Here is a 24,058-nt window from a genome sequence, read left to right on the forward strand (position 1 = left end):
CGATGGACCGCCTGTGGGCGGAAAACGCCGACGAGGACCGGACGACGGACGACCCTTCACTGGTCGTCGACGTCGCCGGCTTCGAAGGGCCGCTCGACCTGCTCCTGCATCTCGCCCGCAGCCAGAGGGTCGACCTCTCGCGCATTTCGATCCTGGCTCTGGTGGAGCAGTATCTCGACTTCGTCTCCAATGCGCGGGCGCTGCGGCTCGAACTCGCCGCCGACTACCTGGTCATGGCCGCCTGGCTCGCCTTCCTCAAGTCGAAGCTCCTGATCCCCAAGCAGCCGGGCGAAGAGGGCGAAAGCGGCGAGGAACTCGCGGCGGTGCTGCAGTTCCGGCTGAAGCGTCTCGAGGCGATGCGCGATGCGGCTGCCCGGCTCGTCAACCGCAATCGGCTCGGCCGCGACGTCTTCGCACGCGGCGCGCCCGAGATGGTCATCATCGACAAGCGCAACGAGTACTCGGCCTCGCTCTATGACCTGTTGAGCGCCTACGCCGGACAGCGGCAGCGCCAGGCGATCACCAACGTCCAGATCGCCAAGCGCGGCGTCTGGTCGCTCAAGCAGGCGCGCGAGATACTGATCCGCCTGATCGGCCAGTTCAGCGACTGGACTTCGCTCGATCATTTCCTGATCCGCTACACGACCAGCCCCGAGCAGCGGCCGACGGCGATCGCCAGTTCCTTTGCCGCGAGCCTCGAAATGGTGCGCGAGGGACATATCGAGATCCGGCAGCACGAACCTTTCGCGCCGATCTACCTGCGCGACCGCCAGCACGCCCGCAAGACCGAAGGTGCGTCATGACCGAAGGATCGAATGTCGTTCCGTTTTCCGTCGAGGACGAGGACGGCAAGGCCATCGAGATCAACCCAGCGGCCCGGCTGCATCTGGCCGAAGCAGTCCGCATGGCGGAAGCCATCGTCTTTGCCAGCGCCGAGCCGGTGAGCGAGCGCCAGCTGGTGCAGCGCCTGCCCTTAGGTGTGGACGTGCCCGCCGCCATGGCGGAACTACAACGCATATACGAGCGGCGCGGCGTCAACCTTATCCGCGTCGCCGATGCCTGGGCGTTCCGCACCGCCGGCGATCTCGCCTTCCTGATGAGCCGCGACACCGTGCAGCAGAAGAAGCTGTCGCGCGCAGCACTCGAGGTGCTGTCGGTGATCGCCTATCACCAGCCGGTGACGCGCGCCGAGATCGAGGATATTCGCGGCGTCGAGACCTCCAAGGGTACGCTCGACACGCTGATGGAGACGGAATGGGTCCGGATGCGCGGCCGGCGCAAGACGCCGGGCCGGCCCGTGACCTACGGCACGACGGAAAAGTTCCTCGACCATTTCGGCCTCGAGGAGATACGCGACCTGCCTGGCATCGAAGAGCTGAAGGGGGCGGGGTTGCTGTCGACGCGCATGCCGCCCGGCTTCTCGGTGCCGCTGCCGCCGGCCGACCCGGACCAGCTTGCCGAGGACGAGGATCCGCTGACGGACATCGATCTCGAGGAGCTTGGCCTGTTGACACCTCGTGCCACAGATGATTGACCGGCGCCGGTGAGGAACCGGCCCCGGAGGTTCATCCTGTGACGACCAACAAAGCCCAGGCGACAGCGGCCCGCGTGACGGCGGGCGTGACCTTTGCAGCGCGCCTGGCGTTCGAGAACATCCGCCATTCCTTCGCCAACGGGGCCGAGACGCTGCGCGGCGTGAGCCTCGCGGCCGAACCGGGCGAGGTGCTTTGCCTGCTTGGCCCCTCCGGGTCGGGCAAGACGACGCTGCTCAGGATCGCCGCCGGCATAGAGGCGCAAGGCTCGGGCAGGGTGTTGCTCAATGGCAAGGAGATCGCCGGTCCGTCCGTGTTCTTGCCGCCGGAACAACGTTCGATCGGGCTGGTGTTCCAGGATTTCGCGCTTTTCCCGCATCTGACCATCGTCGACAACGTCCGCTTCGGGCTGACGGCGCTGTCGCGCGAGGAGGGCAGGCGCGAGGCGCTTATCGCGCTGTCGCGCGTCGGGCTGGAGCACTACGCCGACAATTATCCGCATGCGCTGTCGGGCGGCGAGCAGCAACGCGTGGCGCTCGCACGCGCTCTCGCGCCGAGGCCTGCCGTGCTGCTCATGGACGAGCCGTTCTCCGGCCTCGATTCGCGGTTGAAGGATGCGGTGCGGGCCGAAACGCTCGCCATCCTGCGCGAAAGCCGCGCCACGGCCATCGTCGTCACCCACGATGCCGAGGAGGCGATGCGCATGGGCGACCGCATCGCCCTGCTCAAGGATGGCCGCCTGGTGCAGACGGGCAGGGCGGAAGACCTCTATCTTCGCCCGGAAAGCCTGTTCGTCGCCGGCTTCTTCTCGGAACTCAACGTATTTCCGGCGCGCGTGGTCGATGGCTATGCGGACACGCCCATCGGTGAGGTCGAGACCAGCATCGCCGACGGTACCGACGTACAGGTTGCGGTGCGGCTCAACGGCATCGATGTCAGCGAAACGACCGGCGAAACCCAGGCCCGGATCATTACCCGGCGCTATCTCGGCGTTGTGGAGTTGCTGGAACTGGCGGTGTCGGGAGCCGAGACTCCCGTGCGGGCCCGCATCCGCTGCGGCGCTTTGTCCGCCAAGGCGCGAGATATTTGGCTTTCGTTGCGGAAAGCCGACGTTCTAGTGTTTGAAACCGGCGGCGAAAAAGCCTAGATCAATCCCAGGAAACAGTTCGAGAGAGAGTTCAATGGGTTCGTTTTCAATCTGGCACTGGCTGATCGTGCTGGTCGTCGTGCTGCTGCTGTTCGGCCGCGGCAAGATTCCCGAGCTGATGGGCGACATGGCAAAGGGCATCAAGAGCTTCAAGAAGGGCATGTCGGAAGACGATTCCGACGACACCAAGACCGTCGAACACCGCGCCGACGAGACCGTGAACCCGGGCAAGGAAAAGGCCAGCAAGAGCTGAGCCCGTTCCGCCGTTAGCCGGACCGCATCGCCATGTTTGAAATCGGCTGGACCGAAATGCTGGTGATCGCGATCGTCATGATCGTGGTCGTCGGGCCGAAGGATTTGCCACGCATGCTCCGAACCTTCGGGCGCATGACGACCAAGGCGCGCTCCATGGCTGGCGACTTCCAGCGGCAGTTCAACGAGGCCCTGAAGGAGGCGGAACTCGACGACGTCAAGAAGTCGGTCGACGCGATCCGGGGCCTCAATCCGGCGAATGAAATCCGCAAGCAGCTCAATCCGTTCGAAAAGGCCGCGGCAGACATTCGCAGCGGCTTCGATTCGGCGATGAAGCCGACACCGGCGGAGATCGCCGAAGCGGCGGCGGCCGACGCGGCTGCCCGGCCGGCCGAGCCGCTCAAGGCAGGTGCAACCGCGATGCCGGGCGTTGCCGGTCCGGAGGCGATGCCGACGTCGCCACCGGCGTTCCCGGCAGCGGAGACCAGGTCGACCCCGGCGCCAGCAGCCGCAGCGCCGACTGCAGCCGAAACGGCCAAGCCCAAGGCAGCAGCCGAGGCAAAGCCCGCTTCCAAGGCCAAGGCCGCCGCCAAGACCGCTGCGCCGAAGACCAGTGCGGCCAAGGCCGCCGGTGGACCCCAGACCGGGCCGGCCAAGGCCGCGCCCAAAAAGACGACCAAGGCAGGAAAATCCTCGTGAGCGCCGAAGACGACGAGATCGACAAGTCATCGGCGCCGCTGATCGAGCACCTGATCGAACTCAGGACGCGGCTGATTTGGTCCATCGGCGGCTTCTTCGGGGCCTTCCTGGTCTGCTTCTTCTTCGCCAAGCAGCTGTTCAACCTGCTCGTCATCCCGTTCAAGTGGGCGACGCAGTGGGCCGGTCTCGATCCGCAGAAGGTCGAGCTGATCTACACGGCGCCGCAGGAATTCTTCTTCACCCAGATCAAGCTTGCCATGTTCGGCGGCCTGGTGATCGCTTTCCCGCTGATCGCCTCGCAGATCTACAAGTTCGTGGCGCCTGGCCTGTACAAGAACGAGCGCTCCGCCTTCCTGCCGTTCCTCGTCGCATCGCCGATCCTGTTCCTGATGGGCGGGGCGCTGGTCTATTTCTTCTTCACGCCCATGGTGATGTGGTTCTTCCTCGCCATGCAGCAGACCGGCGGCGAGGGTGAGGTGCAGATCTCGCTGCTGCCAAAGGTGTCGGAATATCTCAGCCTCATCATGACGCTGATCTTCTCCTTCGGCCTGGTGTTCCAGCTGCCGGTGGTGACGACGCTGATGGCGCGTGTCGGCCTGGTGACCTCGCAGGGGCTGGCCGAGAAGCGCAAGTGGGCGATCGTGATCGCCTTCGTGGTGGCGGCCGTGCTCACCCCGCCCGATCCCGTCAGCCAGATCGGCCTTGCCCTTCCCACGATCCTTCTTTACGAGATTTCCATCTGGACCGCCCGGATGATCGAAAGGAAGCGCGAGCAGGAGCGCCTGGCAGGCGAAACGCAGAGCGAGGACGACAACCCCGCCGAGCAGACGCATGCAGCATCGACTTCCCTCGAAGGCACAGGCAGCGCCGACAAGGCCGGCTGACAGCCCGATCCGCCGTCGCGGTCGTTTCGATAAACCACCGCGACCGGAAACCTTTTAAATGCTTGATATCAAATGGATTCGCGAGAACCCTGAAGCTCTTGTCGAGGCGCTGGCCAAGCGCGGACAATCGGCGGAGGCGGCACGGTCGACGGTCGACGACCTGATCGCGAAGGACGAGGCGCGCCGCGCCCACGTGTCCAGCCTGCAGGAGGCCCAGGAGCGCCGCAACGCCGCTTCGAAGGAAATCGGCAATGCGATGCGCAATGGTGATTCCGCCCTGGCCGAGACGCTGAAGGCCGAAGTGGCCGAGATCAAGGGCTTCATCCAGGACGGCGAGGGCCGCGAGCGCCAGCTCGACAAGGCGCTCGACGATGCGCTGGCGGTCATTCCCAATATGCCGCTCGCAGAGGTTCCCGTCGGCAAGGACGAGAACGACAATGTCGAGCTGCGCAAGGTCGGCCAAGTTCTGCCCCGCCCGAACTGGGTGAAGGAGCATTTCGAGATCGGCGAGGCCCTCGGCTTGATGGATTTCGAGCGTGCCGCCAAGCTTTCCGGCTCGCGCTTCACCGTGCTGAAGGGGCAGCTCGCGCGCCTCGAACGCGCACTCGGCCAGTTCATGCTCGACCTGCACACCTCCGAGCACGGCTACACCGAGGTGCAGCCGCCGCTTCTGGTGCGCGACGAGGTGCTTTTCGGCACCAACCAGCTGCCGAAGTTCGAGGAAGACCTGTTCTTCACCCCGCACGGCGACGCCCGTCTGGGACTGATCCCCACCGCGGAGGTGCCGCTGACCAACCTGGTGCGCGAGGAGATCCTCGACAACGACAGGCTGCCGTTGCGGCTGACCGCGCTGACGCCTTGCTTCCGTTCGGAGGCGGGCTCGGCCGGCCGCGACACGCGCGGCATGCTGCGCCAGCACCAGTTCTACAAGGTCGAGCTGGTGTCCATCACCGACGCGGAGAGCTCGCTGGCCGAGCACGAGCGCATGACGGCCTGCGCCGAAGAGGTGCTGAAGCGTCTCGGCCTGCCGTTCCGCACCGTGGTGCTGTGCACCGGCGACATGGGCTTCGGCGCGCGCAAGACGCACGACATCGAGGTCTGGCTGCCCGGGCAGAACACCTATCGCGAGATTTCGTCCTGCTCGGTCTGCGGCGACTTCCAGGCCCGCCGCATGGACGCTCGCTACCGTCCCGCGGACCCTTCGACAGGCTCGGGGCAGGGGAAGGGCACGCGCTTCGTCCACACCCTCAACGGTTCGGGCGTGGCCGTCGGCCGTGCGCTTATCGCCGTGCTGGAGAACTACCAGAACGAGGACGGCAGTGTAACGATTCCTGAAGTGCTGCGGCCCTACATGGGTGGCCTGGCCAAGATCGAAAAGAACTGACATGCGCATTCTGCTGACCAACGACGACGGCATTCACGCCGAGGGACTGGCCGTCCTCGAGCGCATTGCCCGGCAGCTGTCGGACGACGTGTGGGTGGTGGCACCCGAGACCGACCAGTCCGGCTATGCGCACTCGCTGTCGATCTCGGAGCCGCTCAGGCTGCGCAAGATCAGCGACAGGCACTATGCGGTGAATGGCACGCCGACCGACTGCGTCATCATGGGCGCGCGCAGGATCCTTCCCGAGCCCCCGGACCTGATCCTGTCGGGGATCAATTCGGGCCTCAACGTCGCCGACGACGTCACCTATTCGGGCACCGTGGCGGGCGCCATGGAAGGCGCGCTGATCGGCATCCGCTCGATCGCCCTGAGCCAGGCCTATGTCTACGAGAACGAGGAGCGGATCGTGCCCTACGAGACGGCCGAGGCGCTGGCGCCGGCGCTGCTGAGGAAGCTGATCGCGACCGAGTTGCCGATCGGCGTCCTGCTCAATGTCAACTTCCCCAACTGCCCGCCGGACGAGGTGACGGGTCCCGTCGTCGCCAGCCAGGGCAAGCTCGCCTACGGCATCTGGGTCGAGGAGCGCCGCGACGGCCGCAGCCTGCCTTACTACTGGCTGCGCTTCGGCCGCGACGAGCCGGAGGTGAAGCCGGGAACGGACCTGCACGCGGTGCGCAACAAGCAGATTTCGGTCACGCCGCTGAAGCTCGACATGACCGCCCACGAACTGCGCGACCAACTGGCCAAGGCAATCGCATGAACATCATGTCGGACGACCGTGAAGGCTTTGCCGCTTTTCTGCTGCGGCTGCGCGGGCGCGGCGTCGTTCCGAAGAACCTGATCGCCGCCTTCGAGGCGACGCCGCGGCGCGAATTCGTCGGCGGCCAGTTCCACCACCTCGCCTGGTCGGACCGCATGCTGCCGATCGAGTGCGGCGAGGCGATCGAAGGCGCCGACATCCAGGCGGCGATCATTTCGGCCCTGAACATCGAGGCCGGCGACCGGGTGCTGGAGGTGGGCACGGGCTCGGGCTACACCGCCGCGGTCATGGCTCGCCTGGCTGCGCGCGTCATCACCGTCGACCGCTTCAAGACCCTGGCCGAGCAGGCGCGCCAGCGATTCGAGGCGCTCGGGATCACCAATGCCATGGTGCGGCAGGCGGACGGATCCGCCGGCTTGCCGGGCGAGGGGCCGTTCGACCGCATCGTGGTGTGGGCGGCCTTCGACAGCTATCCGCGCATGTTCGTCGACCAGCTCTCCAGCGGCGGCATCATGATCGCGCCGATCGGTCCCGAGGAGGGCGAGCAGGTGGTCTGCAAGCTCACCAAGATCGGCAGCCGGTTCGAGCGCGAGGATCTCGGCGTCGTGCGCCTGCAGCCGCTGGCAAAGGGCGTCGCCGCCGTCATCTGACCACGCACTGCCGGGTCTTTCGGCGCCGATCTCCAGTGGCCGTAACCTTCCCTGCCGAAGCGTAAAAAATGCCGAGCGTTTATTTGTTTCGCTTAACCGACCGGTAACATTAACGCGCTTTAATCATACCCAGTTGGTATCGGGTAAAGCGCGGGTCATAGCGATGCGTTTCAGTATCTTGAAGGCGAATGGACGCTCTCTGGCGCGCAATGGCGCCGTTCTGCTGTTGGCTGGCGTCGCAGCCGGTTGCAGTTCCAGTGTTGCGCGATTTGGTGGCAGTGGCGTCGATGACTTGTTCACCGCCTCGACCTCGAACCAGCGCGAGATCATCAACCAGCAGCCGCAGCCCTATCCCGGCGACACCCAGGCGGCTCCGCTCGTGGCCAGCAACAGCGGGTCGGTCGGTCGCAGCAGCCTGCAGCCGGTTTCCTCGCAACCGCTGCCGGCACCGGTAGCCGCAGCTCCAGCTCCGGCGCTCGCCCCCGCGACGAGAACGGCCCAGGCGCCCGCGCTCGCTCCTGCCATGGACCGCACCGCGACGGCCGCCGTCAGCCAGCCGGCGCAGCCCAAGCTCGCCCAGGCCGAACAGAACGTTCTCAAGGTCCCGGGGCAGGCGACCAAGAAGCCGCTGCCGAACAACCAGCAGCCGCTGTCGACCGACAAGGTGGCGGTGCTGCCGCAGCAGCCCAAGACCAAAGAAGGCAACACGGTTGCCAAGCTCGACGCCTCGACCGGCAAGAGTTCCGGTTCGACGGGTGCCGGCGGCTACACGGTGGTCGAAGGCGATTCGCTCAACCGGATCGCGATGAAGCTCGGAGTGACCACGGCCGCCCTCAAGGAGGCCAACGGCCTTACCGATGGACGCATCCGCATCGGCCAGACGCTGAAGGTGCCCGGCGCGAATGCGACGACCCAGGTCGCCAAGGCTGCGCCTGCGGCGGTCGATCCGGTGGTGACCAGCACGCCGGCGCCGGCCAAGCCGGCTGTCGCGGCAGCCAAGCCCGCGGTCGCCGAGCAGCCGACGGTTGCCGCCTACACGCCGCCGAAGAGCGACAAGCCGGCCACGCAGGCGGAAGAATCCACCGATGCGGCGCCGAGCGCCACCGGCATCTCGCGCATGCGCTGGCCGGTTCGCGGCCGCGTCGTGTCCAACTACGGCAAGGGTGGCGGCAAGGAGGGTGACGGCATCGACATCTCCGTTCCGGAAGGCACGCCGGTCAAGGCGGCCGAGAACGGCGTCGTCATCTATGCCGGCGACGGCCTCAAGGAGTTTGGCAACACCGTCCTGGTGCGCCATGAGAACGGACTGGTCACCGTCTACGGCAATGCCAGCGAGCTCAAGGTGCAGCGCGGCCAGAAGGTCAAGCGTGGCGAAGAGATCGCGCTGTCGGGCATGACCGGCAACGCGAGTGCCCCGAAGCTGCATTTCGAGGTGCGCAAGAACTCCGCTCCGGTCGATCCGACGACCTATCTCGAATAGGCGCGGCCGCAGCCGAGGCCGGGTATCGAAGCCCCGGCTCGAGCGGCTCCCGGAATTTCCGACCATCGACGCCCGTCCCGCAAGGGGCGGGCGTTCGCATTCAGTCCTTCAGTGGCTTGCCCAGGCGGCCGGCCAGATCCTGGATGAACTGCCAGGCGACGCGCCCCGAACGGCTGCCGCGCGTGGTCGCCCATTCGAGCGCGTCGGCACGCAGGGCGTCGGCGTCGATGTCCAGGCCGTGATATTGCGCGTAGCCGCCGATCATTTCGAGATACTCGTCCTGCGAGCACTTGTGGAAGCCGAGCCACAGGCCGAAGCGGTCGGACAGCGACACCTTTTCCTCCACCGCCTCGGACGGATTAATCGCAGTCGACCGCTCGTTCTCGATCATGTCGCGCGGCAGGAGGTGGCGCCGGTTGGAGGTGGCATAGAAGATGACGTTGGCCGGACGGCCCTCGACGCCGCCTTCGAGTGCCGCCTTGAGCGACTTGTAGGAGGTGTCGTCGTGGTCGAACGAAAGATCGTCGCAAAACAGGATGAATCGATGCTCTGACGCCTTGAGCAGGGCCATCAGCTTGGGAAGCGTGTCGATGTCCTCGCGATGGATCTCGACGAGCTTGAGCGGCGAGGCGGTTTTGGCTCCGGCATTGATGGTGGCGTGCGCCGCCTTGACCAGCGACGATTTGCCCATGCCGCGTGCGCCCCACAACAGAACGTTGTTGGCCGGTAGGCCGGCGGCGAAGCGTTCGGTGTTGTCGACGAGGATGTCGCGGACGCGGTCGACGCCCCTGATGAGGCCGATGTCGACGCGGTTTACCCGGTGCACGGGCTCGAGATAGCCGGGATCGGCGGCCCATACGAAGCAATCGGCCGAGTCCAGGTCGGTTTCGGGTGCTGCCGGCGGGGCAAGTCGCGCCACCGCGGCGACGAGACGGTCGAGTTTGTCGTTGAGCGCTTCGATCGTCTTGTCCATTGCACACTTCCCTAGCGGCATTCGATTGTGGTGCCGCTTTACCATGCTCGGATTGCAGGGAAAAGCGGCGTTGCCTGGACCATGTGCAGTTGCATTGATGGCTTTAGCGACTATATTCCGCGCACATTTCCCGGGGGCCGGATTTGCGGTTTCCCGTCACTTCTCAGGAGACATTCATGTTCGTCACGCCGGCATACGCACAGGCCACGGGGGTCACGCCCGACGTATTCGTCAGCATTCTGCCGTTTGTGCTGATCTTCGTGATCATGTATTTTCTCATCATCCGCCCGCAGCGTACCCAGTTGAAGAAGCGCGGCGAGATGCTCTCGGCCATCCGTCGCGGCGACACCGTCGTGACCGGCGGCGGCTTCGTCGGCAAGGTGACGAAGGTGATCGACGACAACGAACTCGAGGTCGATCTGGGCAACGGCGTCAAGGTGACCGCGCTGCGGGCCACCATTTCCGACGTTCGGGTCAAGGGCGAGCCGATCGCCAACCAGAACGCCAAGAAATAACCGTATTCAAGGCGGAACGCACCGCTTTCACGCCTTAACGGACGAGGCCAAATGCTCTATTTCTCGCGCTGGAAGACAATCGCGATCTGGGCCGTCGTGCTCCTCGGGGTGCTCTTCTCCATCCCGAACATGCTGAGCCAGTCGCAGCTCGATTCACTTCCCGGCTGGCTTCCCAAGCGCCCCATGACGCTTGGCCTCGACCTTCAGGGCGGCTCCCACATCCTGCTTGCGATCGACCGGCAGGACCTGATCGACGAACGCCTGCAGGCGACGCGAGACGACATCCGCACGCTGCTGCGCGACGCCAAGATCGGCTACACCGGGCTTACGGGCACCGGCAAGACGGTCCAGGTCCGCATCAGCGACGCGAACGAACTCGAGGCTGCCAAGAAAGCGCTCGCGGCGCTGACGCAGCCCGTTTCGGCCGGCATTTTCGGCGGCGGCACGCTTGCGGAGCTGTCGCTCGAGGAACCTGAGCCCGGCGTGCTGCGCTTCACGCTCACCGAAGAGGGGATCGACTATCGCGTCAGCAATGCCGTCACCCAGTCGATCGAAGTGGTCGGCCGCCGCGTCAACGAGCTCGGCACCAACGAGCCCATCATCCAGCGCGCCGGCGCCGATCGCATCCTCGTCCAGGTGCCCGGCCTGCAGGATCCGCAGCGCCTCAAGGACATCCTCGGCAAGACCGCCAAGCTGACCTTCCAGATGGTCGACCAGACGATGTCGGTGGAGCAGGCCCTGCAGAGCCGCCCGCCGGCCGGCTCGACGGTCATGTACTCGCAGGACGATCCGCCCGTTCCCTATCTCATCGAGAACCGGGTGATCGTTTCGGGTGAGAACCTCGTCGATGCCCAGGCCACCTTCGACCAGCGCACGAGCGAGGCCGTCGTCTCCTTCCGCTTCGACGCCAAGGGTGCCGCGCGCTTCGGCCAGGCCACCCAGCAGGGCGTCGGCCGCCTGTTTGCCATCATCCTCGACAACCAGGTGATTTCGGCGCCGCAGATCCGTGAGCCCATCCTCGGTGGCACCGGCCAGATCTCGGGTAGCTTCACCGCCCAGAGCGCCAACGACCTTGCCGTGCTGCTGCGCGCCGGCGCCCTGCCGGCCGACCTCACCATCGTCGAGGAACGCACCGTCGGTCCGAGCCTCGGTGCCGACTCGATCGCCGCCGGCAAGTTCGCCTCGATCATCGCCGGCATCCTGGTGGTGTCGTTCATGCTCGTCGCCTACGGCACGCTCGGCATCATCGCCAACATCGCGCTGGTCGCGAACGTGGCGCTGATCATCGCGATCCTGTCGATCCTCGGCGCGACGCTGACCATGCCAGGCATCGCCGGCATCGTGCTGACGGTCGGCATGGCGGTGGACTCCAACGTCATCATCTACGAGCGCGTGCGCGAAGAGCGACAATTGGGCAGATCGCTCGTGCAATCGCTGGATTCGGGCTTTGCCCGAGCGCTGGCGACGATCGTCGACGCCAACTTCACGACCTTCATCGCCGCCGTCATCCTGTTCTATCTGGGCTCCGGTCCGGTGCGCGGCTTCGCCGTGACGCTTGCGATCGGTATCGTGACGACGGTCTTCACCGCCTTCACGCTCACCCGCTGGCTGGTTGCGATCTGGCTCCGCCGCATGAAGCCCAAGGAACTGCCGAAGGGCCTCGTGCGCCTGGTTCCCGACAACACCGCGTTCCCGTTCATGTCATGGCGGCGTTATGCCTTCACGCTGTCGGCGCTGGCTTCGCTTGCCGCCATGGTGCTGTTCTTCTCGGTTGAGATGAACTACGGCATCGACTTCCGCGGCGGCACCAGCATCGAGGTGCAGGCCAAGCAGGGAACCGCCGATTCAGGCGACGTCCGCGCACGGCTCAGCGAGCTCAACCTCGGCGACGTCCAGGTGCAGCAGTTCGGTTCCGACCAGAACCTGCTGATCCGCGTCGAGGGCCAGAATGCCGGCGACAATGCCGAGCAGAGCGTGGTCGAGAAGGTGCGCAGCGAGCTTGCCAACGAGTACGACTTCCGCCGCGTCGAATCGGTCGGGCCGACGGTTTCCAGCGAACTCGCCTGGTACGGCACGCTCGGCGTCCTGGCATCCATGGCAGCGATGCTGATCTACATCTGGTTCCGGTTCGAATGGCAGTTCGGTCTCGGCGCGATCCTCGCCACGGTGCACGACGTGACGATGATGGTGGGCCTCTATGTCATTACCGGCATCGAGTTCAACCTGACCAGTATCGCGGCGATCCTGACCATCGTCGGCTACTCGATCAACGACACGGTGGTGGTCTACGACCGCGTCCGCGAGAACCTTCGCAAGTACAAGAAGATGCCGATCGAGCAACTGCTCGACCTGTCGATGAACCAGACCCTGTCGCGTACGGTGCTGACCGGCGTGACGACGTTGCTCGCGCTGGTTTCGCTCTACCTGTTCGGCGGCGAAGTCATCCAGTCGTTCACGTTGGCGATGATCTTCGGCATCCTGGTCGGCACTTATTCGTCGATCTTCGTCGCCGGACCGCTGCTGATCCTGTTCAGGCTGCGGCCGGAGACCTTCGAGGCCGACGAGAAGGACAAGCCGGCCGTGCCGACCAACGCCCAGCCGACGAAGTCGTAACGGACGATGGCGGCAGGCCTGGTCATGCGCGAGGCGCACTTTCCCGGAAGGGCTCCCGTCGACGCCTATGGCGACGGCGGGTTCCGCTTCGCGGAGATGTCGCATCGCGGTTCGATCCTCTGCCTGCCGTCCGGCATCTATGGCTGGGCGCCGGCCGATCCGCTGGCGCTGACGTCGGCGGACTTCGCCAAGCTTCTCGCCGAGGCCGACAAGGTTGAAATCCTGCTCGTCGGGACCGGCAAGGAGCTCAGGCCACTGCCGGCCGATCTGCGCGCGGCCCTCAAGGAGGCCAGGATCTCCGCCGATCCGATGTCGACCGGTGCCGCGGTACGTACCTACAACGTGCTGCTCGCCGAAGACCGCGCGGTCGCGGCGGCGCTCATCGCCGTCGACTGAAGTGAGCGCGAATGCCGCAGCGGTGATGGAGCTGGTCCGGGGTCAGGACCGCGACCGCTATCTCTCCGCCCTCTACGCTCCCGACGACAGGCGCGACGCGCTGTTCGCCCTCTATGCCTTCAACGCCGAGATCGCCGGCATACGCGACCGCGTCAGCGAGCCGATGCCGGGCGAGATACGCCTGCAGTGGTGGCGCGACGTCATCGCCTCGGGCGACCCGCAGGCCGGCGCCGGGCATCCGGTGGCCGAGGCGCTGCTGGCCGCGATCGCCACGTACCGGCTGCCCAAAGCCGCCTTCGACAACTACCTCGAAGCCCGCATCTTCGACCTCTACGACGACCCGATGCCGTCGCGGACCGATCTCGAAGGCTATTGCGGCGAGACGGCCTCGGCGCTGATCCAGCTTGCGGCGCTGGTCCTCGATGCGCCCGAGGCGGCCAGGCACGCCGAGCTGGCTGGCCACGCCGGCTGCGCCCAGGCGATCACGGGCCTGCTGCGGCTGCTGCCCATGCATCGCGCGCGGGGGCAGTGCTATGTGCCGCGGGACATCCTTGCGGTGGCGGGCATGACGGCGGAGGAATTCGTCGCCGACGGCGGGAGCCAGCGGTCGGCCCTGGTCGTCCAGGCGATGATCGCGCTGGCTCGCGAGCATCTCGGCGCCTTCGCGCGGCAGGCCGGCGCAATGCCCGCCTCGCTTCGCCCGGCATTCCTGCCGCTGGCGCTCACCGGCGCCTATCTCGACCGGCTGGAGCGCGGCAAGGACGGCATGTCCTCGCTGCGCAGGCATCTGCTGATGTTGCGGACGGCATCGCGCGGCTGGCGCTGACCGCTATCGGCGACAGGGGATCTCGCCCGTGCGGGTTCAATCGGGTTGGTGCTCTTCGCGCCTGGTGAAGAAGAAGTACCGACTAAGCCCGCGCGCGTTCACATAGGTGCGCACGTCCCGGTGCAACCGGCGGGCCACGCTCGCAGAAGAAGTATTGTCGGGTGCCACGATCGACCCGATCTCAGCTTCGTCGGTGACCTTGAAGCCGAATGCCATGGCCGCCCGTGCGGCCTCCAGCGCAAGGCCGCGGCCGCGCCATGCCGGCGCGACATGATAGCCGATCTCGAGCGCCCGCAATCCGCCGACGTCCTGCCACGTCACGCCGCAATCTCCGATCAGCGTCCCGCTGGAACGATCCAGCATGGCCCAGAGGCCGAAGCCGTCTTGCCGGTAGCGTGCAAGGTTCCGCTCGATCCACTCGGTTGCACCCGCTTCGTCCGTCATTTCGGGATAGAAGCGCCGCGCATAGTCGTCGGCGAATATCGAAAGGATTGCCGCCTCGTCGCCGCGCTTCATCTCCCTCAGGATCAGCCGCGGCGTTGCCGGAGGCGGCGTCATCTCCCTTATTCCGCGGCCTGCGCCGCGGTCGCAAGGCCCAGCCAGTTGCGGCAGTCGGCCAGCGCGCGGCCGGTCATGGCTTTCTTCTTGGCAACCGTCTTTTCCTTGCCGCGCAGGCGCTTGCCGTCGACCTTCGGTGCCTCGATTTCGGGGAACAGGCCGAAATTGACGTTCATGGGCTGGAACGAACGCTTGCCCGGCTCGTCGTCCGAGACGATGTGGCCGCCGGTGATGTGGTTGAGCAGGGCGCCGAAGGCGGTCGTTGCCGGCGGCGGCGTCATCGGGCGGCCGAGCCGTTCGGCCGCGGCAAAGCGGCCGGCGAGCAGGCCGATGGCAGCACTCTCCACATAACCCTCGCAGCCGGTGATCTGGCCGGCAAAGCGCAGCCCGGGCCGCGACTTGAGCTGCAGGGTCGGATCGAGCAGCGTCGGCGAATTGAGATAGGTGTTGCGGTGCAGGCCGCCGAGGCGGGCGAACTCGGCATTCTCCAGGCCGGGGATCATGCGGAAGATGCGCACCTGCTCGGCATGCTTCAGCTTGGTCTGGAAACCGACCATGTTGTAGAGCGTGCCGAGCGCATTGTCCTGGCGCAGCTGGACCACGGCATAGGCCTTGACGGCCGGGTTGTGCTCGTTGGTGAGCCCCATCGGCTTCATCGGGCCGTGGCGCAGCGTCTCGGGTCCGCGTTCCGCCATCACCTCGATCGGCAGGCAGCCGTCGAAATAGGGCGTGCCTTCCCATTGCTTGAACTCGGTCTTCTGGCCGTCCATCAGGGCCTGCACGAAGGCCTCGTACTGCTCCTTGTCCATCGGGCAGTTGATGTAGTCCTTGCCGGTGCCGCCGGGGCCGACCTTGTCGTAGCGCGACTGGAACCAGCAGGTGTTCATGTCGATGGACTCGAAATGCACGATCGGCGCAATCGCGTCGAAGAAGGCGAGCGCGTCCGACGACGTGCCGGCGGCGATGGCCTCGGCAAGCGAAGGTGCTGTGAGCGGACCGGTGGCGATGATCGCCTGGTCCCATTCCGCCGGCGGCAGGCCGGTGACTTCTTCGCGCACGATGGTGATCAGCGGATGCGCCTCGAGGCGTGCGGTCACCGCATTGGAGAAGCCGTCGCGATCGACGGCGAGCGCGCCGCCCGCCGGCACCTGGTTGGCATCGCCCGATGACATGATCAGCGAGCCCGCGAGGCGCATTTCGGCATGCAGCAGCCCGACAGCGTTGGTTTCGGCGTCGTCCGAGCGGAACGAGTTGGAGCAGACGAGTTCGGCGAGGCCTTCGGTCTTGTGCGCGTCGGTGCCGCGCACGGGACGCATCTCGTGCAGGATGACCGGCACGCCGGCCTCCGCCGCCTGCCATGCTGCTTCCGATCCGGCGAGGCCGCCGCCGACGATGTGAATGGGTTTTGCGCTCATGGTCGCCGAGATAGTCCCTTGGCCGGATGAATGCAATCATTGCGGTGGATTGCGCAGACTCGGCGGATTGCCGCGGACGAGGAACGACTTCTAAGATGGCCCGATGACGACGCGCTCGATCTGTCGCCCGCTGCTAGCGGGCATGGTTTCGCTCTCGCTCTATGGGGCTGGTCTCTCGCCGGGCCTGGCCGCTCCTGCCTCCGGTCGCATCGACATCTGCCACGGATATGGTTGCGCCTTTCGGTCCCGCCTCGATCTCGGAGAGGGCGACGCCAGGAAGCTGGCGTCGATTATGGCTGCGGGCAATGCCTCGCCGAAGGCCGAGCGCGCTGCGATTGCCAGGGCGGTCAGCTACTTCGAAAAGAGGGCACAGCAGGTCACCGGCGTGCGCGACCAGCCGAAGTCGGAGTTCGGCGCCTCGAAGGTCAGGGGGCAGATGGACTGCGTCGACGAGTCCACGAATACCGATGCGCTGCTGCGCTACCTGCAGGCCAGAGGCCTGTTGAAGCACCACAAGGTAGACCGCCGGACCTCGCGCGGGTTCCTCCTCGACGGCCGCTATCCGCATTGGACGGCCGTGGTCCGGGCGTCCGATGGAACCAGGTGGGTGGTGGATTCGTGGTACGCCCCGATGGGCGGAGCGCCCGACATCTTCCCGCTGGGCGAATGGAGGAAGCGCGGCGTGCTGGAAAGCGGCGCGCTGAACTAGCCATTGCTTCAAGTGTGGAAACGACAACGCCCGCCGGGGGAGGAGATCCGGCGGGCGTCGTTTTGGTGGTCAGCCTCAGGGAGGAGGAAGGGGCTGACCTATTCGCCTTTGCCGGGGAGGAGGTCGGCTAGGCGAAATTCTTTTCGCCGATCGAAGAGGGCGAAACTCCTCTACAACAGCGCCGCGCGTCCGCTGGACGCGCAAAGGACGCTGTAGAAACCTATGCTGGGTGCATGATCCTGTCCGAAATTTTTCGGGGTCATGCACCGGGTAACGACGCCCGCCGGAGGGAGGAGAACCGGCGGGCGCGTTAAGGGTGGTCAGCCTCAGGGAGGAGGAGGGGCTGACCTATTCGCCTTTGCCGGGGAGGAGGTCGGCTAGGCGAAGTTCTTTTCGCCGATCGAAGAGGGCGAAGCTCCTCTACAGCGCCGCGCGTCCACTGGACGCGCAAAGGACGCTGTAGAAACTTATGCTGGGTGCATGATCCTATCCGAAATCTTTTTCGGGGTCATGCACCGGGTAACGGCACCCGCCGGGGGAGGAGGATCCGGCGGGTGCGTTAGGGTGGTCGGCTTCGGGAGGAGGAGTAAGCCGACCGGATCCGGCAGGGTCGGGGAGGAGGTCGACCCTGGCGGAAACTGCAATTAGATGGCGCGGCGGGCGATCGCCGAGATTTCACCGCGGTTGATGCCGAGGTCGGCAAGCTGGCGGTTCGACAGGCGGCCCAGCTCGTTCACCGTCTCGCGATAAGCGCGCCAGTTGCGGTAAGTGCGGAGCAAGTTCATTTTCGTTCTCTTTTCGGTTCGTACGGTTTTGAGAGCCGACGCTTAGATGGCTTTACGCGCGACGAAGTGGATGTCGCTGCGGGTGATGCCCAGGTCGGTCAGTTCACGGTTCGACAGGCGGCTCAGCTCGTTCACGGTGTCGCGATAGCGGCGCCAGTTGCGGTAATTGCGGATCAGGTTCATCTTCGTATCCCGTTCGTCTTTTTTCGCTTCGTGTTTACGGGGCGTAGATAGGTCCGCGCTGATCAAAAATGAAGCGCTATGCTCGCATGGCAGCAATGCGTTTTGTGCATTGCACCATTAATCGGCATTCACCCTTTGGTCACAATTGTGGCCGAATCGAATTTTTGCCATACTAGACAACGGCTTGGGGTGATCGTGCGGTGCATGATGGGGGAGGGTGACGCGTGGCGAGCCATGCAACCAAGGTGAAGATGGACATCGCCCGCTGGGCAGATGGCGGGCTCATCGACCGTGCCACGGCCGATGCGCTGGTCCGCGACGTCGAGGCCAACGAGCGCAACGGGCTCAACTTCGGCTCGATCCTGGCGGTGATGGCAGCGCTTCTGTTCGCGGCGGCCATTCTCATCCTCGTCGCGGCCAATTGGGAGGCGATACCGCGCCTGGCCAGGGTTGGCGGGCTGTTTGCCCTCATCCTTGCAGGCTATGTCGGCGGCGCCGTGCTCAAGCAGCGCGGCCATGGCGGCCTGGCCGAAGCGCTCTGGCTGATCGGCGCAGCTGCCTTCGGTGGCTCGATCGCCCTGATCGGCCAGATGTATCATTTCTCCGGCGACGAGGCGGCCGCCATCGTCACCTGGTGCATCGGGACGGGAATTGCAGCGGCGGCGCTGCGCTCCAATGCGCTCACCGTCGCCGCGGTAGGCATTGCCGACTTCTGGCTGGTCACCAAGGGCTTCGAGCTGTTCCGGCGCGCGGATTTTCCGCATCTGTTTCCTGCGTTCATGGCCGTCCTCTGGGCGCTTTCCTATTGGACCGACAGCCGCGCGGCACGGCACCTGATCCTGCTCTCGCTCGTTCTCTATGCGGTGCTCCTGGGCATCGACTACGACGTTATGCCGGTGGGAACGGTACTGGCGCTGGTGTCGGCCGTGCTGCTGGCGGTATCGGCCCTGGCGGCGGCTCCCGTCGAAAGCGTCGTCCGCCTGGGCGGGCGCCTGCCGCTGCACGCATTGATCGGCTTCCTGACCGGGATGGCATTGCTGCAGTTCGACCTTGCCGAGGACGACGGTTTCGCCATTGCGGCGGCCGTGGCGCTTGCCGTGATCGCTGCGGTCATCGTCTTCCTGGGCCGCGAGAGCCGGGCCTTGCGCTGGGTCGCCTATCTCGGCTTCGCCTTCGAACTGGCGATCGTCTACGTCGCCACCGTGGGCAGCATGCTGGGCACGGCGGGCTTCTTCTTCGCAGCCGCAATAATTCTCGCCGGTCTCGCCTACGCGATCATCCGCATAGAGCGGCGGATGAAGGCCCAGGCAGCAGGGGGAGCCGCATGATGTCCCGCTACAAGCTCATCGTTGCGGCGATCGTGCTCGCGCTGGCGCAAATCGGCTTCCTGGGCTGGATGATCGCCGGGAGGGCAGCGCTGCTGCGCAGCGGCCAGGAGGTGCTGCTCAAGGTCGAGCCGGTCGATCCGCGCGACCTGCTGCGTGGCGACTACGTGCGCCTTGGCTACGACATTTCGCGCCTGCCGGCGGAAAGGATCGCCAACCTGCCTGAGGGCGAGACGACCTCTGCGGAAGGGCCGATCGTGGTGCGCCTCAAGAAGGATGCCGACGGCTTCTGGCGTGCCGTGAGCGCCTGGCTGGGCAGTGCGGCGCTGACGCCGGCGGCGGCCGACGAGGTCGATCTTCGCGGCGAGATCTCCGGCGGCTGGAGCCTGGCTCCGGGTTCCGAGATCGGCGTGGAATATGGCATCGAACGCTTCTACGTGCCGGAAGGCGAGGGCCTGGCCATCGAGCGCGACATGCGGATGCGCAGCTTCGGCATCAGGGTGGCGGTCGGCAAGGACGGCAGCGGCCAGATCAAGGCGCTGATGGACGGCGACACGATGCTGTTCGAGGAACCGCTCTATTGAGCGAGCCGGCTGCCGCACAGCTCCGGCGGCACTGGCTGTGGCGCCTTACGCCTCCACGGCCACGATCGCTTCGATCTCGACGGTGATGTTGTCCGGCAGCGAGCCGAAGCCGACCGCCGAACGGGCGTGACGCCCGCGCTCGCCGAAGACCTCGAGCAGGAGGTCGGAACAGCCGTTGATGACCTTGGGATGCGCTTCGAAGTCCGGCACGGCGTTGACCATGCCAAGCAGCTTGATGACGCGCCGCACCTTCGACAGGTCGCCGATGGCCGAATGGATCACGGCAAGCAGGTTGAGGCCTGTGAGGCGGGCGTCGTCATAGGCCTGATCGAGACCGATTTCGGCGCCGACCTTGCCCCTCCGGAGCATGCCGTCTGCCTGGCGCGGTCCCTGTCCAGACAGATAGAGGATGTTGTCTTCGCGCACGAACGGCACGTAGGTTGCGATGGGAGCGGGCGGCGGCGGCAGGGAGAGGCCCAGCGCCGCCAGTCGGTCGTATGGGGTCATTGGCTCGATGTCTGCTGTTCTGCGAGTTCAGCCTGGCGGATGCAGGCGACGCTGTGGCCTGGGCCGACCGTTTCGCGCGCCGGCACGGTCTCTGCGCAGGCGGCGACCGCGTGCAGGCAGCGAGTGCGGAACACGCAGCCGGACGGCGGGTTGAGCGGGCTCGGGATGTCTCCCTGCAGGATGACGCGCTCGCGCCGCACGGTGGGGTCCGGCACCGGGGCGGTCGCCAGCAGCGCGCGCGTATAGGGGTGGCGCGGGTTGGCGTAGACGGAGCGCGCCGGCCCCTGCTCCATGATCCGCCCGAGATAGAGCACGACGATCTCGTCGCACAGATACTCCACCACCGTCAGGTCGTGGGAGATGAAGATCATGGTCAGGCCGAGCTCGCGCTGCAGCTCCTGGATCAGGTTCAGCACCTGCGCCTGCACCGACACGTCGAGCGCCGAGACCGGCTCGTCGGCGATGATCAGCTCGGGTTCGACCGCGAGCGCCCGCGCGATGCCCACGCGCTGACGCTGGCCGCCGGAGAACTCGTTGGGGTAGCGCCGCCCGTGCTCGGGCGAAAGCCCCACGCGCGTCAACAATTCATCGATCCTCGCCTGGCGGGCAGCGCCCTTGGCCAGCCCGTGCGTGTCGATCGCCTCGCCGATGATGTCGCGCACGCGCATGCGCGGGTTGAGGCTGGAATAGGGGTCCTGGAAGATGATCTGCAGCCGCCGCCGATAGGCGCGCAGCGCCTTCTCGGACAGGCCGAAGAGGTCGACGCCGTCGAACACGGCCTGTCCGGAGGAAGGCTCCACCAGGCGAAGCAGGCAGCGTCCGGCGGTGGTCTTGCCCGAGCCGGATTCGCCGACGATGCCGACGATCTGGCCGCGCCGGACATCGAACGAGATGTCCTCGACCGCCTTGACCGGGCCGCTGCCGGTCGAGAACTGCTTGCTCAGGCCGCGCACCGACAGCAGGATTTCGGCGTCGCCGGCGGAGGTTTGTCGGGCGTCGGTCACAGGAGTTCGTGCCTCCAGCAGCGGGTCAGGTGTTCGGGCGACGCGTTCATGAGGTCGGGCGGGACCGTCTCGCAGCGCGCCTCCGCAAGCGGGCAGCGCGGGGCGTATGCGCAGCCCGAGGGCAGGGCGAGCACGCTCGGCACGCTGCCGGGGATCGGGTTGAGCATGCGCCGCGAGCCGTCGTCGGCGCGGTCGCGCTTCGGGTCCGGAATGCAGGCGAGCAGGCCCTTGGTGTAGGGGTGGCGCGGCCGCGCGAACAGGTCGCGCACCGGCGCCTGCTCGACGACGCGGCCGGCATACATGACCGCGACCTCGTGAGCGATCTCGGCGACGACGCCGAGATTGTGCGTCACGAACAGGATGCTCATGCCGATCTCGCGCTGCAGGCGCCGCATCAGGTCGAGGATCTGCGCCTGGATGGTCACGTCGAGCGCGGTCGTCGGCTCGTCGGCGATCAGCAGCGCCGGGTTGCAGGCGAGCGCCAGCGCGATCATCACGCGCTGGCGCATGCCGCCGGACATCTCGTGCGGATACTGGTCGAGGCGCTTCTCTGCGGCGGGGATCTCGACGAGTTCGAGCATCCGCTTGGCGCGGGCGCGCGCGTCGGTCCGGCCGATCGGCTCATGCAGGCGGATCATCTCCATGATCTGGTCGCCGACGGTGAAGAGCGGGTTCAGGCTCGTCATCGGCTCCTGGAAGATCATGGCGATCTCCTTGCCGCGGATCGCGCGCATCCGCTTGTCGCTTAGCGTGGCGAGATCGACGACGCTGCCGTCGCGCAGGCGGTAGAGCAGTCGCCCGCCGACGATGCGGCCCGGATGCGACAACAGCCGCATGACCGACAGGCTGGTGACCGACTTGCCGGATCCGGATTCGCCGACCACCGCAAGCGTCTCGCCGCGGCGGACGGTGAGCGTAACCCCGTCCACCGACTTCGCGGCCCGAGAACCCATGATGAAATGCGTGCGCAGGTCCTCGGCGCGCAGCACGACGTCGGCAGGAAGCGCCTCCGGCTGGCTGGCGGCTTTCAATGCGGAAACAGCCATGATCACAGGTCCTTGCGCAGGCGCGGATCGAGCAGATCGCGCAGCCCGTCGCCGACGAGCTGCAGCGACAGCACGGTGAGGATGATGGCGAGGCCCGGGAAGATCGTGACCCAGTCGGCCTGGCCGACATATTGGCGGCCGGACGCGATCATCGTGCCCCAGGTCGGGATTTCCGGGCTGACGCCGACGCCGAGGAAGGAGAGGCCGGCTTCGGCGAGCATCGCATAGGCGAAGATGAAGGTGGCCTGCACCAGGATCGGCGAGACGAGGTTGCGCAGCACGTGCCGCGTCATGATGCGCCAGGTCGGCACGCCGAGGGCGCGCGCGGCCTCGACATAGGGCAGTTCGCGGATCACCAGCGTCGAGGCGCGCACGATGCGGGCGAGGCGCGGGGCGTAGACGATGCCGAGCGCGATGATGACGGTGGCGAGCGACGGCCCAAGGGCAGCCACCAGCGCGATCGCCAGCAGGATGTCCGGAAACGCCATCATCGCGTCGATGATGCGCGAGACCACGCCGTCCGCCTTGCGGAAAAAGCCCGCGACGACGCCGAGCGTGATGCCGACGACGCCGGCCAGCGCAGTGGCCGCGGCGCCGACCACCAGCGACAGCTGGCCGGCATAGATGGTGCGGCTGAAGACGTCGTGGCCGAACTCGTCGGTGCCGAAGAACCAGGTCGCGCTCGGCGGCTTCAGCCGGTTGACGATCGACAGCTTGTTCGGCGCGTAGGGCGCGATCAGCGGCGCGAGCACGGCGAGCAGCGTGATCGTCGCGATGACGGCGAGCCCGATCGCCAGCGTGCGGCGCTGTAGGATGAGGGTGGAGATGCGCGGAGCGTCCACGCCGGCGGAGGAGGCAGCCATCAGTAACGCACCCGCGGATCGATCATGAGGTAGAGCATGTCGATGCCGAAATTGATGAGGACGTAGATCGCGGCGATGACGAGCAGGGCGCCCTGGATCACGGGATAGTCACGGCGCAGCACGGCCGAGACGACGAGATTGCCGACGCCGGGCAGGCTGAACACCGTTTCGGTGACGACGGCGCCGGAAACCAAAAGCGCTGCGGTCAAGCCCACGACGGTGAGCACCGGGATCAGCGCGTTCTTGAACGCGTGCTTCATGACGACGCGGAATTCGCCCATGCCCTTGGAACGGGCCGTGCGCACGTAGTCGTCGTTGAGCACGTCGAGCATCGAGGCGCGGGTGAAGCGGGTAATGAGCGCGGACGAGACGACGCCGAGCGCCGTTGCCGGCAGGACGAGGTGGCTCATGCGCGTCAGGAACGACGCGTCTGGCCCACCGTAGCCCGCGACCGGGAACCAGCCCAAGCGCACGGCGAAGACCTGGATCAGGATGAGGCCGAGCCAGAAGCTCGGGATGCTCGCGGCCAGCATGGTGAGCGTGGTGACCGACTGGTCGAACAGGCTGCCGCGCCGATAGGCCGACATGATGCCGACCGGCAGGGCGATGGCACTGGCGATCAGGATGGCGAACAGGGTGAGGAAGAAGGTCGGCTCGGCGCGGTCGAGCAGGGCGCTCGCCACCGGCATGTCGAGGAAGATCGAGTGGCCGAGGTCGCCGCGCGCCAGCTGGGCGAGGAAGTAGACATACTGAATGGGCAGCGGCTGGTCGAGGCCGAGGCGCACGCGCAGCGCCTCGACGTCGGCCGGTGTCGCATCCGGGCCGAGCATGACGGCTGCCGGATCGCCGGGCGCTACGCGCACGATGATGAAGACGATCGTGACGACCGTGAACATCACGGTGAGCATGCCGAGGAGGCGCTGCAGGACGTATCGTGTCATCGATCGGCTCCCGTTCGTCCCTCCGGC

General features: G+C 66.2%; 27 protein-coding genes. 17 read left to right on the plus strand and 10 right to left on the minus strand.

The annotated features are described in order from the left end of the window. Window positions 1-2: 2 nt before the first annotated feature. From PV773_RS12470 to PV773_RS12515, 10 genes are all read left to right on the plus strand, one after another. Window positions 3-803, plus strand: a complete 801-nt coding sequence (locus tag PV773_RS12470) for a ScpA family protein (protein ID WP_347966709.1) — start codon at window positions 3-5, stop codon at window positions 801-803. Beyond that, window positions 800-1,534, plus strand: a complete 735-nt coding sequence (gene scpB / locus PV773_RS12475) for an SMC-Scp complex subunit ScpB (protein ID WP_347966641.1) — start codon at window positions 800-802, stop codon at window positions 1,532-1,534. Before PV773_RS12470 ends, scpB begins: the two co-directional genes overlap by 4 nt. Before the next feature lie 38 nt (window positions 1,535-1,572). Next, window positions 1,573-2,679 carry an ABC transporter ATP-binding protein gene (locus tag PV773_RS12480; RefSeq protein WP_347966642.1) on the plus strand — a complete coding sequence of 369 codons (1,107 nt, stop codon included), beginning with the start codon at window positions 1,573-1,575 and terminating at the stop codon, window positions 2,677-2,679. A 34-nt stretch (window positions 2,680-2,713) separates the two neighbouring features. Continuing rightward, the gene (locus PV773_RS12485; protein ID WP_340037448.1) at window positions 2,714-2,932 is read left to right on the plus strand and encodes a twin-arginine translocase TatA/TatE family subunit; all 219 of its coding nucleotides are present in this window, start codon (window positions 2,714-2,716) and stop codon (window positions 2,930-2,932) included. Window positions 2,933-2,964: 32 nt separating this feature from the next. Next, window positions 2,965-3,630 (plus strand): Sec-independent protein translocase protein TatB, encoded by a 666-nt coding sequence (gene tatB, locus PV773_RS12490; protein ID WP_347966643.1) that lies wholly within the window; start codon window positions 2,965-2,967, stop codon window positions 3,628-3,630. Next, window positions 3,627-4,514: a twin-arginine translocase subunit TatC gene (gene tatC / locus PV773_RS12495; RefSeq protein ID WP_347966644.1), complete on the plus strand. Its 888-nt coding sequence runs from the start codon at window positions 3,627-3,629 to the stop codon at window positions 4,512-4,514. The genes tatB and tatC overlap by 4 nt, the downstream gene beginning before the upstream one ends. Window positions 4,515-4,572: 58 nt before the next feature. After that, window positions 4,573-5,898: a serine--tRNA ligase gene (gene serS, locus PV773_RS12500; RefSeq protein ID WP_347966645.1), complete on the plus strand. Its 1,326-nt coding sequence runs from the start codon at window positions 4,573-4,575 to the stop codon at window positions 5,896-5,898. A gap of 1 nt (window position 5,899) precedes the next feature. Then, complete coding sequence (gene surE, locus PV773_RS12505; RefSeq protein WP_347966646.1) at window positions 5,900-6,658, plus strand: 5'/3'-nucleotidase SurE; 759 nt, start codon at window positions 5,900-5,902, stop codon at window positions 6,656-6,658. Then, window positions 6,655-7,308, plus strand: coding sequence for a protein-L-isoaspartate(D-aspartate) O-methyltransferase (locus PV773_RS12510; RefSeq protein WP_347966647.1), 654 nt, complete (start codon window positions 6,655-6,657; stop codon window positions 7,306-7,308). The genes surE and PV773_RS12510 overlap by 4 nt, the downstream gene beginning before the upstream one ends. Before the next feature lie 163 nt (window positions 7,309-7,471). Continuing rightward, window positions 7,472-8,788: a M23 family metallopeptidase gene (locus PV773_RS12515; protein WP_347966648.1), complete on the plus strand. Its 1,317-nt coding sequence runs from the start codon at window positions 7,472-7,474 to the stop codon at window positions 8,786-8,788. Between the two features lie 100 nt (window positions 8,789-8,888). Here PV773_RS12515 and PV773_RS12520 read toward each other — a convergent pair whose 3' ends face one another. Continuing rightward, a complete protein-coding gene (locus PV773_RS12520) occupies window positions 8,889-9,761 on the minus strand; it encodes an ATP-binding protein (RefSeq protein WP_347966649.1) in 873 nt (290 codons plus the stop codon). 176 nt (window positions 9,762-9,937) lie between these two features. Here PV773_RS12520 and yajC point away from each other — a divergent pair, with 176 nt between their 5' ends. Genes yajC through PV773_RS12540 form a run of 4 tightly spaced genes read left to right on the plus strand, consistent with a single transcriptional unit; the run spans window position 9,938 to window position 14,111 of the window. Then, entirely contained in the window at window positions 9,938-10,276 is a 339-nt protein-coding gene (yajC, locus tag PV773_RS12525; protein WP_340037441.1) for a preprotein translocase subunit YajC, read from the plus strand. Window positions 10,277-10,327: 51 nt separating this feature from the next. Continuing rightward, a complete protein-coding gene (gene secDF / locus PV773_RS12530; RefSeq protein ID WP_347966650.1) occupies window positions 10,328-12,889 on the plus strand; it encodes a protein translocase subunit SecDF in 2,562 nt (853 codons plus the stop codon). A gap of 6 nt (window positions 12,890-12,895) precedes the next feature. Continuing rightward, window positions 12,896-13,285: an Mth938-like domain-containing protein gene (locus PV773_RS12535; protein ID WP_347966651.1), complete on the plus strand. Its 390-nt coding sequence runs from the start codon at window positions 12,896-12,898 to the stop codon at window positions 13,283-13,285. A gap of 25 nt (window positions 13,286-13,310) precedes the next feature. Further along, window positions 13,311-14,111, plus strand: a complete 801-nt coding sequence (locus PV773_RS12540; RefSeq protein WP_347966710.1) for a phytoene/squalene synthase family protein — start codon at window positions 13,311-13,313, stop codon at window positions 14,109-14,111. Window positions 14,112-14,147: 36 nt separating this feature from the next. Here the strand turns inward: PV773_RS12540 and PV773_RS12545 are convergent, their stop codons facing one another. Beyond that, on the minus strand, window positions 14,148-14,669 hold the full coding sequence (locus PV773_RS12545) for a GNAT family N-acetyltransferase (RefSeq protein ID WP_347966652.1): 522 nt from the start codon (window positions 14,667-14,669) through the stop codon (window positions 14,148-14,150). A gap of 5 nt (window positions 14,670-14,674) precedes the next feature. Continuing rightward, entirely contained in the window at window positions 14,675-16,084 is a 1,410-nt protein-coding gene (gene trmFO, locus PV773_RS12550) for a methylenetetrahydrofolate--tRNA-(uracil(54)-C(5))-methyltransferase (FADH(2)-oxidizing) TrmFO (protein WP_347966653.1), read from the minus strand. A 103-nt stretch (window positions 16,085-16,187) separates the two neighbouring features. On the opposite strand from trmFO, the gene PV773_RS12555 reads away from it, so the two are divergent. Beyond that, on the plus strand, window positions 16,188-16,793 hold the full coding sequence (locus tag PV773_RS12555) for a hypothetical protein (RefSeq protein WP_347966654.1): 606 nt from the start codon (window positions 16,188-16,190) through the stop codon (window positions 16,791-16,793). 644 nt (window positions 16,794-17,437) lie between these two features. Here PV773_RS12555 and PV773_RS12560 read toward each other — a convergent pair. Together PV773_RS12560 and PV773_RS12565 are read right to left on the minus strand one after the other, a co-directional pair. Beyond that, window positions 17,438-17,578, minus strand: coding sequence for a DUF1127 domain-containing protein (locus PV773_RS12560; protein WP_269930005.1), 141 nt, complete (start codon window positions 17,576-17,578; stop codon window positions 17,438-17,440). 42 nt (window positions 17,579-17,620) lie between these two features. Further along, entirely contained in the window at window positions 17,621-17,761 is a 141-nt protein-coding gene (locus PV773_RS12565) for a DUF1127 domain-containing protein (protein ID WP_347966655.1), read from the minus strand. Between the two features lie 224 nt (window positions 17,762-17,985). Between PV773_RS12565 and PV773_RS12570 the strand changes: the two genes are divergently transcribed. Next, the gene (locus tag PV773_RS12570) at window positions 17,986-19,089 is read left to right on the plus strand and encodes a DUF2157 domain-containing protein (protein ID WP_347966656.1); all 1,104 of its coding nucleotides are present in this window, start codon (window positions 17,986-17,988) and stop codon (window positions 19,087-19,089) included. Further along, window positions 19,086-19,670, plus strand: a complete 585-nt coding sequence (locus PV773_RS12575) for a GDYXXLXY domain-containing protein (RefSeq protein ID WP_347966657.1) — start codon at window positions 19,086-19,088, stop codon at window positions 19,668-19,670. Before PV773_RS12570 ends, PV773_RS12575 begins: the two co-directional genes overlap by 4 nt. Window positions 19,671-19,715: 45 nt before the next feature. On the opposite strand, the gene PV773_RS12580 is transcribed toward PV773_RS12575, so the two are convergent. The 5 genes from PV773_RS12580 to PV773_RS12600 are packed head-to-tail and all read right to left on the minus strand — an operon-like array spanning window position 19,716 to window position 24,031. Continuing rightward, entirely contained in the window at window positions 19,716-20,177 is a 462-nt protein-coding gene (locus PV773_RS12580; protein ID WP_347966658.1) for a RidA family protein, read from the minus strand. Then, window positions 20,174-21,181 (minus strand): ABC transporter ATP-binding protein, encoded by a 1,008-nt coding sequence (locus PV773_RS12585; RefSeq protein WP_347966659.1) that lies wholly within the window; start codon window positions 21,179-21,181, stop codon window positions 20,174-20,176. Before PV773_RS12585 ends, PV773_RS12580 begins: the two co-directional genes overlap by 4 nt. Continuing rightward, window positions 21,178-22,227 carry an ABC transporter ATP-binding protein gene (locus PV773_RS12590; RefSeq protein ID WP_347966660.1) on the minus strand — a complete coding sequence of 350 codons (1,050 nt, stop codon included), beginning with the start codon at window positions 22,225-22,227 and terminating at the stop codon, window positions 21,178-21,180. Before PV773_RS12590 ends, PV773_RS12585 begins: the two co-directional genes overlap by 4 nt. Before the next feature lie 2 nt (window positions 22,228-22,229). After that, window positions 22,230-23,090 carry an ABC transporter permease gene (locus tag PV773_RS12595; protein WP_347966661.1) on the minus strand — a complete coding sequence of 287 codons (861 nt, stop codon included), beginning with the start codon at window positions 23,088-23,090 and terminating at the stop codon, window positions 22,230-22,232. Continuing rightward, complete coding sequence (locus PV773_RS12600) at window positions 23,090-24,031, minus strand: ABC transporter permease (RefSeq protein WP_347966662.1); 942 nt, start codon at window positions 24,029-24,031, stop codon at window positions 23,090-23,092. Before PV773_RS12600 ends, PV773_RS12595 begins: the two co-directional genes overlap by 1 nt. Window positions 24,032-24,058: the final 27 nt, after the last annotated feature.

Origin of the sequence: Mesorhizobium sp. CC13 (assembly GCF_039907765.1) — a bacterium.
Lineage (GTDB): Bacteria > Pseudomonadota > Alphaproteobacteria > Rhizobiales > Rhizobiaceae > Aminobacter.